An 11,384-nucleotide genomic window follows, 5' to 3' on the forward strand; every position below is an offset into this window, starting at 1 on the left:
TAACTGCCTCAGTCTTCAGTGTGCTGGGTAGGCAGGTGAAGCAGGCAAAATTGGGATAGTGTGGCGTCGGCGTCGCTGCTTTTTTATTAATTAACGTGTAACAACACTTCATGTCCCAGATTGATCAAGCAGTCACCATTGAACTGGCTGAACGCAGCTATCACATCCTCATCGGGGGGGGGCTTTTGGGCAATGCCGCTTCCTATGCGGATTTGCCTCGGGCCAGCACAGCGCTGATCGTGAGTAACACAACGGTAGCCCCTTTGTACGCAGAGGCTTTGCGGGCTGCGCTTGCTGGGCGCTATCCACAAATTCATGAGCTGCGACTGCCGGATGGTGAGGAATACAAAAACTGGCAAACATTGCAGCGGATCTTTGATTCGCTGCTGTCCAACGCATGCGACCGCAAGACAACCATATTTGCGCTGGGCGGCGGGGTCGTTGGTGACATGACGGGTTTTGCCGCAGCCAGCTACATGCGGGGTGTGCCTTTTGTGCAGGTGCCCACCACGCTACTGGCCCAAGTGGACTCTTCGGTGGGTGGCAAGACGGCCATCAACCACCCTTTGGGCAAGAACATGATTGGCGCGTTCTACCAGCCGCAGCTGGTGGTGTGCGACCTTGCGGTGCTCGATACGTTGCCAGCGCGCGAGTTCAGTGCGGGTCTTGCAGAGGTCATCAAGTACGGGCCGATCTCGGACATGGCCTTCTTTGATTGGCTGGAACGCAATATGGATGCCCTGATCGCGCACGACCGCGACGCCCTGGCGCACGCCGTGCGGAGCAGTTGCGAGATCAAGGCCTGGGTTGTCGGCCAGGATGAAAAAGAGACGGGCCTTCGTGCCATCCTCAACTTTGGCCATACCTTTGGGCACGCCATTGAGGCCGGCATGGGTTATGGCGTGTGGCTGCACGGTGAGGGCGTTGGCGCCGGCATGGTGATGGCGGCAGAGCTTTCTCGCAGGCTTGGCTTGGTGGACGGCGAGTTTGTGGCCCGCCTGAATCTGCTGATCCAGCGCGCGGGGTTGCCCACCAAGGGGCCCATTCTGGACGCCGCAGACAATGCCGGCCGTTATTTGGAACTGATGCGCATCGATAAGAAATCCGAAGCCGGTGAGATCCGATTTGTCGTGATCGATGGCCCGGGCAAGGCGGCAGTGCGCGCTGCACCGGACAGCCTGGTGCGCGAAGTGATTGATGCCTGTTGTGTCTAGAAGGTGCTTGTCACCAATTGCTATAAATAGTATAGCTATTTGCGCTTTATAGATAGCGCTGGCGGCAATTTTGATTCCGATCTCTGACCTGGCCCCGTACGCCTGCCACCCTGCTGCGACCAAGGGGCGGCGCTACCCCGAAACACCGGCACCCACACGGACCGAATACCAGCGCGATCGAGACCGGATCGTGCACTCCACTGCATTTCGGCGATTGGTCTACAAGACGCAGGTCTTTCTCAACCATGAAGGGGACCTGTTTCGCACACGCCTGACGCACTCGCTGGAGGTCGCCCAATTGGGGCGGTCCATCGCTCGCTCCTTGCGCATCAACGAAGACCTGGTGGAAGCGATCTCGTTGGCCCACGATCTTGGGCACACGCCGTTTGGACATGCCGGCCAGGATGCGCTGCATGGGTGCATGGCGGAGCACGGGGGCTTTGAGCACAACCTGCAGAGTTTGCGGGTGGTGGACAAGCTGGAGGAGCGTTATCCACAGTACGACGGACTGAACTTGACCTTCGAGACGCGTGAAGGCGTTCTCAAGCACTGTTCCAGGCAACACGCACAGCAGTTGGAGCGGGAAGAGCCCGGTGGCGTTGGTGCAAGGTTTTTGCGCCGGGAGCAGCCCAGCCTGGAGGCGCAGCTGTGCAACTTAGCCGATGAAATCGCCTACAACGCGCACGACATCGATGACGGCGTGCGCTCTGGGCTGATCACGCTGGCGCAATTGCAGGACGTGCCCTTGTTCGACCAGTACCGCGCCGCGGCCCAGGCCGAGTACCCGGATCTCGTGCAGCCGCTGCTGCAACGGCGCCTGTTGTTTGAAGCCATACGGCGCATGCTCAGCGCGCAGGTTTATGACGTGATTGATGCCACGCAGGCAGCACTGGCCAGGCACGCGCCCACTGATGTGCAGGCCGTGCGCCAATCGCCGTCGCTCGTGATGTTTGGCGATGCCATGCGTGCGCGCTCGCTGGAACTCAAGCAGTTCCTCTTCAAAAACCTGTACCGCCATCCACGCGTCATGGAGACCACGGGACGTGCGCAGGGGGTCGTGCGCGACCTGTTTGCAGCGTACACGGCCTCCCCCCAAGAAATGAAGGCGGCGTTTGCCGAGCAGGCCTCTGTGGACTGCGGCCCGCTGCGGGCAAGGGCTGTGGCGGATTTCATTGCGGGCATGACAGACCGGTTTGCAGCGCGGGAGCATGAGCGCCTGACGGGACGGCGGCTTTTCGACTAGCGGCTGTGGGGGTGGGCAGGGCGCCCGGTAAAATCAACCTCGCACTTCTTCGCGCCCCGTGCGCCCGTTTCATGACTTCCTCCCCCCCCTTTACGGCCTCGGTGGCCTCTTCGGAGCCTGCCGATTTGTTCGTTCGCAACACCGTCCGTTGGCTGGAGCGAGCAGTGATCGGGCTCAACCTGTGCCCTTTTGCCAAGGGTGTTCATGTCAAAGGGCAGATTCACTACGTGGTCGCGCTGACCGAAGACTTGACGGACGTGCTGGCTCTTCTGCGCAGTGAGCTGTCTGCCCTGGTGGCGGCCCCTGCCGAAACGCGGGACACCACCTTGCTGATACTCCCTCACTGCCTCCAGGAGTTTCTTGATTTCAACGATTTTCTGGGAGATGCGGAGGCACTGCTGGAGGCCATGGGGCTCGACGGCACGCTGCAGATCGCGAGTTTTCACCCCCAGTTTCAGTTTGCGGGCACCGATGTGGATGACGTGACCAATTGCACCAACCGTTCGCCATACCCCACACTGCATCTGCTGCGGGAGGAGAGCATCGACCGCGCCGTGGAGGTGTTTCCGGAGGCGGAAACAATTTTTGAGCGAAATATTGAGGTGCTGCAGGCATTGGGCATGCAGGGCTGGTCTGCGCTGGATGTGGGCCCCAGCGCTGGCACGCCATCGCTGCCGGAAGCGAACCAGGACGTTCGATGATGAGAAAGACCAAAGACCTCTCTGCAGCCCGCGTGCAGCAGCCACATGCTTCCCGCCCGAAGGCGGCCGCCTCCAAGGCCGAGTCTGCGGAGCTTTCCGAACTGCGGCCGGGCCAGTCGATAGAACTGCTCAAGGAACTGCACATCCTAACGCGCGATGGACGCCTGAATCAGGACTCGCGGCGCAAGCTCAAGCAGGTCTACCACCTGTTCAACTTCATCGAGCCGCTGCTCACGGAGCTTGCCACCACCGACCAGGGGCCGACGCTCGCAGACCATGGGGCGGGCAAGTCGTATCTGGGTTTTATCCTGTACGACCTGTACTTCAAGGCCCTGGGGCATGGGCACATCTACGGGGTGGAAACGCGCGCCGAGCTGGTGGACAAATCCCGCCTGCTGGCGCAGAAGCTGGGCTTTGAACGCATGTCGTTCCTGAATGTGTCGGTGGCGGAATCCACCGGTGCAGATGAATTGCCAGCCAGGATCGATGTGGTCACCGCCCTGCATGCCTGTGACACCGCCACGGACGATGCCATTGCTTTCGGCCTGCAGAAACAGGCCCGGGCGATGGTGCTGGTGCCGTGCTGCCAGGCTGAGATGGCCGCCTGCCTGCGGCAGGGCAAGGCCTTGCAGCTGTCGCGCACGCCCTTGGCCGAGCTGTGGCGCCACCCGCTGCACACGCGCGAACTGGGCAGCCAGGTCACCAATGTGCTGCGCTGCCTGTACCTCGAGGCGAGTGGCTACCAGGTCACCGTGACGGAGCTGGTAGGCTGGGAGCACAGCATGAAGAATGAGCTAATCATTGCCCGCTACACGGGACAGAAAAAGCGCAGCGCCTCGGAGCGCCTGCGCGCCATTCTCGAAGAGTTTGGCCTCGACAAGGCGCTGGGGGCTCGCTTTGGTCTGAAGCCGGAGGCTCGCGATACCCAGGTTGCCCTGGAATTGGTGCCGGACTGACGTCGCGCCGTACGTTGTTGCCGGGGTGAGAAGAAATCGGGGACGGATTTATGATCATCCTTCCCCTAGCTCCCATCCACATCCATGGCCCGCCTGCCGCGCCTGACCCTGCCGGGTCATCTGCACCACGTCATCCAGCGCGGAAACAACCGCCAAAGCATCTTCGCGGACCGCGAAGACTTCGAGACCATGCTTTCGCTGCTGGCAGACAATGCGCAGAAATTTGGTGTTGCTGTGCATGCCTATGTGCTGATGGACAACCACTTTCATCTGCTGTGCACGCCCACTACTGCTGACGGCCTTCCGCAGATGATGCAGGCGGTAGGGCGGCGCTACGTGCAGTATTTCAACCGACGCCACGCCCGTACGGGCACCCTGTGGGAGGGGCGCTATCGTTCCACGGTGCTGCAGCCCGAGCGGTATCTCCTGCCTTGCATGGTCTACCTTGATCTAAACCCGGTGCGGGCCGGGCAGGTGGCGCAGCCTGGCGACTACCCGTGGTCCAGCCATGCCCATTGGCTGGGACTGCGCCATGACCGTTTGCTCACACCGCATGCTTTGTACTGGGCGCTGGGCAACACGCCGTTTGCGCGCGAGGCGGCGTACGCCGCGCTGGTGCAGGCGGGCATCGGCTCGCAGGAGCAGACTGTGCTGACGTCATCCGCACTCAGTGGTTGGGCGCTGGGCGACGCAGAATTTGTTCAAGAGTTGCAAAAGCACACACCGCGCCGGATAACCCAGGGTCAAGCCGGTAGGCCGGCGCTTCGCAAAACGCCTGAATAAATATGGCTTTAGCGCTTGCTTTTGTTGAATTAATTGCTATGAAATTTAATGTGTCCCTAATAAAAAATGAAATTCAATTTTCATTCGTAAATTAAGAATCTGACCCTAATTAATCTTCTTGCCAAAAGATGTTGCAATGCACTAATCTTCCACTCCCTGCGAAAAATATAGGAGTGCGCCATGACTACGGCTGCCGAGATCCAGCATCTGCAACAACACGGTTTGTATTCATCGGGTAACGAACACGACGCCTGCGGCCTCGGGTTTGTGGCCCACATCAAGGGCATCAAGCGCCACGACATCGTGACGCAGGCTCTGAAGATTCTGGAAAACATCGACCACCGTGGCGCGGTGGGTGCCGACCCGCTGATGGGCGACGGCGCCGGCATCCTGATCCAGATCCCTGACGCTCTGTACCGCGAAGAGATGGCCAAGCAAGGCGTGACCTTGCCAGCGGCTGGTGAATACGGTGTGGGCATGATCTTTCTGCCCAAGGAGCATGCTTCCCGCTTGGCTTGCGAGCAGGAGATGGAGCGTGCCATTAAGGCAGAAGGCCAGGTACTGCTGGGCTGGCGCGATGTGCCGGTCAATGTGGACATGCCCATGTCCCCCACCGTGCGCAAGAAGGAGCCCATCCTGCGCCAGGTGTTCATCGGCCGTGGCAACGACGTGATCGTGCAGGATGCGCTGGAGCGCAAGCTGTACGTGATCCGCAAGACGGCCAGCGCCAACATCCAGGCCCTCAAGCTCAAGCACAGCAAGGAATACTACGTTCCCTCCATGTCCAGCCGCACGGTGGTCTACAAGGGCCTGCTGCTGGCCGACCAGGTGGGCGTGTACTACAAGGACCTGTCCGACGAGCGCTGCGTCTCGGCCATCGGTCTGGTGCACCAGCGTTTCTCCACCAACACCTTCCCCGAGTGGCCGCTGGCCCACCCCTACCGCTATGTGGCGCACAACGGTGAAATCAACACCGTCAAGGGCAACTACAACTGGATGAAGGCGCGCGAAGGCGTAATGGCCTCGCCGGTGTTGGCCGCCGACCTGCAAAAGCTCTACCCCATCAGCTTCGCCGACCAGTCCGACACCGCCACGTTCGACAACTGCCTCGAACTGCTGACCATGGCTGGTTACCCCATCAGCCAGGCCGTGATGATGATGATCCCCGAGCCCTGGGAGCAGCACACCACCATGGACGAGCGCCGCCGCGCCTTCTATGAATACCACGCTGCCATGCTGGAGCCTTGGGACGGCCCCGCCTCCATCGTGTTCACCGACGGACGCCAGATCGGCGCCACGCTGGACCGCAACGGCCTGCGCCCCTCGCGCTACTGCATCACCGATGACGATCTGGTCATCATGGGCTCCGAGTCGGGCGTGCTGCCTGTGCCCGAGAACAAGATCGTGCGCAAGTGGCGCCTGCAGCCCGGCAAGATGTTCCTGATCGACCTGGAACAAGGCCGCATGATCGACGACGAAGAGCTGAAGGCCAACATCGTCAACACCAAGCCCTACAAGCAGTGGATCGAAAACCTGCGGATCAAGCTCGACAGCATTGACGCGGGCGCGCAAGTGGCCGCACCGCAGCCTGCCGATCTGCGGCTGCTCGACCGCCAGCAGGCCTTCGGTTACACGCAGGAAGACATCAAGTTCCTGATGGCGCCCATGGCCAAGAATGGTGAAGAGGGCATTGGCTCGATGGGCAATGACAGTCCGCTGGCTGTGCTGTCGGGCAAGAACAAGCCGCTGTACAACTACTTCAAGCAGCTGTTCGCCCAGGTGACGAACCCGCCGATCGATCCGATCCGCGAAGCCATCGTGATGTCGCTCAACAGCTTCATCGGACCCAAGCCGAACCTGCTGGACATCAACCAGGTCAACCCGCCGATGCGGCTCGAAGTGAGCCAGCCCGTGCTCGACTTTGCCGGCATGGCCAAGCTGCGCGACATCGAAAAGTACACGCAGGGCAAGTTCAAGAGCGTGACCATCGACATCACCTACCCACTGAACTGGGGCCGTGAGGGGGTGGAAGCCAAGCTCGCCTCGTTGTGCGCGCAGGCTGTGGATGCCATCAAGGGCGGCGCCAACATCCTGATCGTGAGCGACCGCGCCGTGAGCGCTACCCAGGTGGCAATCCCTGCGCTGCTGGCGCTGTCCGCCATCCACCAGCACCTGGTGGGAGCGGGCCTGCGCACCACGGCCGGCCTCGTGGTCGAAACGGGCACCGCGCGCGAAGTGCACCACTTTGCCGTGCTGGCGGGCTACGGCGCCGAGGCCGTGCATCCCTACCTCGCCATGGAAACCCTGGCCGAGATGCACAAGGACCTGGGCGGCGACCTGTCGGCCGACAAGGCCATCTACAACTACGTCAAGGCGATCGGCAAGGGTCTGTCCAAGATCATGTCCAAGATGGGTGTGAGCACCTACATGAGCTACTGCGGCGCCCAGTTGTTCGAGGCCATCGGCCTCAACACGGAAACCGTGGGCAAGTACTTCACCGGCACCGCCAGCCGCGTGGAAGGCATCGGCGTGTTCGAGATCGCCGAAGAGGCCATCCGCATGCACAAGGCGGCGTTTGGTGACGACCCCGTGCTCGAGACCATGCTGGACGCCGGCGGCGAATACGCTTGGCGCGCTCGGGGCGAAGACCACATGTGGACGCCCGATGCGATTGCCAAGCTGCAGCACAGCACGCGCGCCAACAACTGGAACACGTACAAGGAATACGCCCAGCTGATCAACGACCAGAGCAAGCGCCACATGACGCTGCGCGGTCTGTTCGAGTTCAAGATCGACCCCGCCAAGGCGATCCCGGTCGACGAAGTCGAGCCTGCCAAGGAAATCGTCAAGCGCTTTGCCACGGGCGCCATGTCGTTGGGTTCCATCTCCACCGAGGCCCACGCCACGCTGGCCGTGGCCATGAACCGCATCGGCGGCAAGAGCAACACCGGCGAAGGTGGTGAGGACGCCGCACGCTACCGCAACGAACTCAAGGGCATCCCGATCAAGAAGGGCGATACGCTCAAGAGCGTGATTGGTGCCGAGAACGTTGAGGTCGACCTGCCCCTGCAGGACGGCGACTCGCTGCGCAGCCGCATCAAGCAGGTGGCCTCGGGCCGCTTTGGTGTCACGGCCGAATACCTGTCGTCGGCCGACCAGATCCAGATCAAGATGGCCCAGGGTGCCAAGCCCGGCGAGGGTGGTCAGCTGCCGGGTGGCAAGGTTTCCAACTACATCGGCAAGCTGCGCCACAGCGTGCCCGGCGTGGGCCTGATCTCGCCCCCGCCGCACCACGACATCTACTCCATTGAGGATCTGGCCCAGCTGATCCACGATCTGAAGAACGTGGCACCACACGCTGGCATCAGCGTCAAGCTGGTCTCTGAAGTGGGCGTGGGCACCATCGCCGCAGGCGTGGCCAAGTGCAAGAGCGATCACGTGGTGATCGCGGGGCATGACGGCGGCACGGGCGCTTCGCCCTGGTCGTCCATCAAGCACGCGGGTGGTCCGTGGGAAATCGGCCTGGCCGAAACCCAGCAGACCCTGGTGCTCAACCGCCTGCGCGGCCGCATCCGTGTGCAGGCCGACGGCCAGATGAAGACCGGCCGCGACGTCGCCATCGGCGCACTGCTGGGCGCTGACGAGTTCGGCTTTGCCACGGCACCGCTGGTGGTGGAAGGTTGCATCATGATGCGCAAGTGCCACCTGAACACCTGCCCCGTGGGCGTGGCCACCCAAGACCCCGAACTGCGCAAGAAGTTCTCGGGCAAGCCCGAGCACGTGGTGAACTATTTCTTCTTCATCGCCGAAGAAGTGCGCCAGATCATGGCCCAACTGGGCATTCGCAAGTTCGACGACCTGATCGGCCGCACCGATCTGCTCGACATGCGCCAGGGACTGGAACACTGGAAGGCACGTGGCCTGGACTTCAGCCGCCTGTTCGCCCAGCCCAACGTGCCCGCCGATGTGCCGCGCTTCCACGTGGACGTGCAGGACCACAACATCGAGCACACGCTGGACCGCAAGCTCATCGAGCGCAGCAAGCCCGCCATTGAAAAGGGCGAGCGCGTGCAGTTCATCGAGGTGGCGCGCAACGTGAACCGCTCGGTCGGCGCCATGCTGTCCGGCGCTGTCACCCGCGTGCACCCCGAAGGCCTGCCCGACGACAGCATCCGTATCCAGCTCGAAGGCACGGGCGGCCAGTCGTTCGGTGCGTTCCTCACGCGCGGCATCACGCTGTACCTGATCGGCGACGCCAACGACTACACGGGCAAGGGTCTGTCGGGAGGCCGCGTGGTCGTGCGCCCCAGCATCGATTTCCGCGGTGACGCCGTGCGCAACACCATCGTTGGCAACACCGTGATGTACGGCGCCACTACGGGCGAAGCCTTCTTCAGCGGCGTTGCCGGTGAGCGTTTCGCCGTGCGTCTGTCGGGCGCCACCGCAGTGGTGGAGGGCACGGGCGACCACGGTTGCGAATACATGACCGGGGGCACCGTGGTGGTGCTTGGCAAGACCGGTCGCAACTTTGCGGCGGGCATGAGCGGCGGCGTGGCGTACGTGTACGACGAAGACGGTCAGTTCGACACCCGCTGCAACATGTCCATGGTGACGCTGGAGCGCATCCTGCCCGCCACCGAGCAGGAAGCCACGGTGCCACGCTCGATCTGGCACAACGGACAGACCGACGAAGCCCAGCTCAAGAAGCTGCTGGAAGACCACAACCGCTGGACGGGCAGCAAGCGCGCACGCGAACTGCTCGACAACTGGGCCGCATCGCGCAGCAAGTTCGTCAAGGTCTTCCCGACCGAGTACAAGCGTGCGTTGGCTGAAATTTATGAACGAAAAGTGCTGGAGGAGTCTGCTACACCAGCGGTAGCTGCTACCAAAAAAGAAGTGGCACCCGCCAAGTAAGGCGACGTCACCCACCTTCGCACAGCATTCATAGACAAGGACATCGTCATGGGAAAAACTACCGGCTTCATGGAATACGAGCGCATCGAAGAGGGCTATAAGCCTGTGCCCGAGCGCTTGAAGCACTACAAGGAATTTGTCATCGGGCTGGATGAAAGCCAGGCCAAGGTGCAAGGCGCGCGCTGCATGGACTGCGGCACGCCGTTCTGCAACAACGGCTGCCCGGTGAACAACATCATTCCGGACTTCAACGATCTGGTGTACCACGCGGACTGGAAGAGCGCGATTGAGGTGCTGCACAGCACCAACAACTTCCCCGAGTTCACCGGCCGCATCTGCCCCGCACCCTGCGAGGCCGCCTGCGTGCTCAATGTGAACGACGACGCCGTGGGCATCAAGTCCATCGAGCACGCGATCATTGACCGTGCGTGGGAGGAGGGCTGGGTACAGCCACGCGTTGCCAAGCACAAAACGGGCAAGAAGGTGGCCGTGGTGGGCTCTGGCCCCGCAGGTATGGCGGCAGCACAGCAACTCGCGCGCGCTGGCCACAGCGTCACGCTGTTTGAAAAGAACGACCGCGTGGGCGGGCTGCTGCGCTACGGCATTCCGGACTTCAAGATGGAGAAGTCGCACATTGACCGCCGCGTCAAGCAGATGGAAGCCGAAGGCGTGGTCTTCCGCACCGGCGTGTTCGTGGGCGCTGCCAAGGACGGACTGGGCAAAGATTCCAAGGTCACCAACTGGGCCAAGGAAACTGTCACGCCCGAGCAGTTGAACAAGGAGTTCGATGCCGTGCTGCTGACCGGCGGCGCTGAGCAATCGCGCGATCTGCCCGTGCCGGGCCGTGACCTCGATGGCATCCACTTCGCGATGGAGTTCTTGCCGCAGCAGAACAAGGTCAACGCCGGCGACAAGCTCAAGGGCCAGTTGCGCGCCGATGGCAAACACGTCATCGTGATTGGTGGCGGCGACACCGGTAGCGACTGCGTGGGTACCAGCAACCGCCATGGCGCCGTGAGCGTCACCCAGTTTGAGTTGATGCCCCAGCCGCCCGAAGAGGAAAACCGCCCGCTGACCTGGCCTTACTGGCCGATCAAGCTGCGCACCAGCTCCAGCCACGAAGAGGGTTGCGAGCGCGAGTTCGCCATCTCCACCAAGGAGTTCATCGGCGAAAAGGGCAAGGTCACCGGCCTCAAGACCGTGCGTGTGGAGTTCAAGGACGGCAAGATGGTCGAGGTGGCCGGGTCTGAGAAGATCCTGAAGGCCGATCTGGTGCTGCTGGCCATGGGCTTTGTTAGCCCGGTGGCTGCCGTGCTGGAAGCTTTTGGCGTGGACAAGGATGCCCGGGGCAATGCCCGCGCCACGACCGACTTCGATGGAGGTTATGCCACCAACGTGCCCAAGGTGTTCGCTGCTGGCGACATTCGGCGTGGTCAGTCGCTGGTCGTCTGGGCCATCCGCGAAGGCCGTCAGGCCGCGCGTGCAGTCGATGAGTTCCTCATGGGCTACTCAGATCTGCCGCGCTGATCGGCTGCGGAACATGCAATCGAAACGGCGCTGCGGCGCCGTTTTT

General features: G+C 61.9%; 7 protein-coding genes. All 7 read left to right on the forward strand.

Translation table 11 applies throughout. The annotated features are described in order from the left end of the window. The first annotated feature begins 110 nt into the window (after positions 1-110). The 7 genes from aroB to KW832_RS02850 all read left to right on the forward strand — a co-directional run bounded on the left by aroB (position 111) and on the right by KW832_RS02850 (position 11,338). Positions 111-1,214 (forward strand): 3-dehydroquinate synthase, encoded by a 1,104-nt coding sequence (aroB, locus tag KW832_RS02820; protein ID WP_218298726.1) that lies wholly within the window; start codon positions 111-113, stop codon positions 1,212-1,214. A gap of 73 nt (positions 1,215-1,287) precedes the next feature. Continuing rightward, a complete protein-coding gene (locus tag KW832_RS02825; protein WP_218299086.1) occupies positions 1,288-2,457 on the forward strand; it encodes a deoxyguanosinetriphosphate triphosphohydrolase in 1,170 nt (389 codons plus the stop codon). 71 nt (positions 2,458-2,528) lie between these two features. Continuing rightward, positions 2,529-3,158 (forward strand): DUF1415 domain-containing protein, encoded by a 630-nt coding sequence (locus KW832_RS02830; RefSeq protein ID WP_218298725.1) that lies wholly within the window; start codon positions 2,529-2,531, stop codon positions 3,156-3,158. Next, positions 3,158-4,114: an SAM-dependent methyltransferase gene (locus KW832_RS02835; protein ID WP_121422423.1), complete on the forward strand. Its 957-nt coding sequence runs from the start codon at positions 3,158-3,160 to the stop codon at positions 4,112-4,114. Before KW832_RS02830 ends, KW832_RS02835 begins: the two co-directional genes overlap by 1 nt. Positions 4,115-4,198: 84 nt before the next feature. Then, positions 4,199-4,897, forward strand: a complete 699-nt coding sequence (locus KW832_RS02840) for a transposase (RefSeq protein ID WP_218298724.1) — start codon at positions 4,199-4,201, stop codon at positions 4,895-4,897. Positions 4,898-5,077: 180 nt separating this feature from the next. Continuing rightward, complete coding sequence (locus KW832_RS02845) at positions 5,078-9,811, forward strand: glutamate synthase-related protein (RefSeq protein ID WP_218298723.1); 4,734 nt, start codon at positions 5,078-5,080, stop codon at positions 9,809-9,811. Positions 9,812-9,859: 48 nt separating this feature from the next. Beyond that, the gene (locus KW832_RS02850) at positions 9,860-11,338 is read left to right on the forward strand and encodes a glutamate synthase subunit beta (RefSeq protein ID WP_176888461.1); all 1,479 of its coding nucleotides are present in this window, start codon (positions 9,860-9,862) and stop codon (positions 11,336-11,338) included. Positions 11,339-11,384: the final 46 nt, after the last annotated feature.

The sequence above is a fragment of the Acidovorax sp. sif0632 genome (assembly GCF_019218805.1).
Classification (GTDB): Bacteria; Pseudomonadota; Gammaproteobacteria; order Burkholderiales; family Burkholderiaceae_C; genus Acidovorax; species Acidovorax facilis.

Excerpts from the sequence above, each read along its gene's own strand:
- aroB (WP_218298726.1), top strand. The coding sequence starts at position 111 with ATGTCCCAGATTGATCAAGCAGTCACCATTGAACTGGCTGAACGCAGC.
- KW832_RS02835 (WP_121422423.1), top strand. The coding sequence starts at position 3,158 with ATGAGAAAGACCAAAGACCTCTCTGCAGCCCGCGTGCAGCAGCCACAT.
- KW832_RS02850 (WP_176888461.1), top strand. The coding sequence starts at position 9,860 with ATGGGAAAAACTACCGGCTTCATGGAATACGAGCGCATCGAAGAGGGC.
- KW832_RS02830 (WP_218298725.1), top strand. The coding sequence starts at position 2,529 with ATGACTTCCTCCCCCCCCTTTACGGCCTCGGTGGCCTCTTCGGAGCCT.
- KW832_RS02840 (WP_218298724.1), top strand. The coding sequence starts at position 4,199 with ATGGCCCGCCTGCCGCGCCTGACCCTGCCGGGTCATCTGCACCACGTC.
- KW832_RS02845 (WP_218298723.1), top strand. The coding sequence starts at position 5,078 with ATGACTACGGCTGCCGAGATCCAGCATCTGCAACAACACGGTTTGTAT.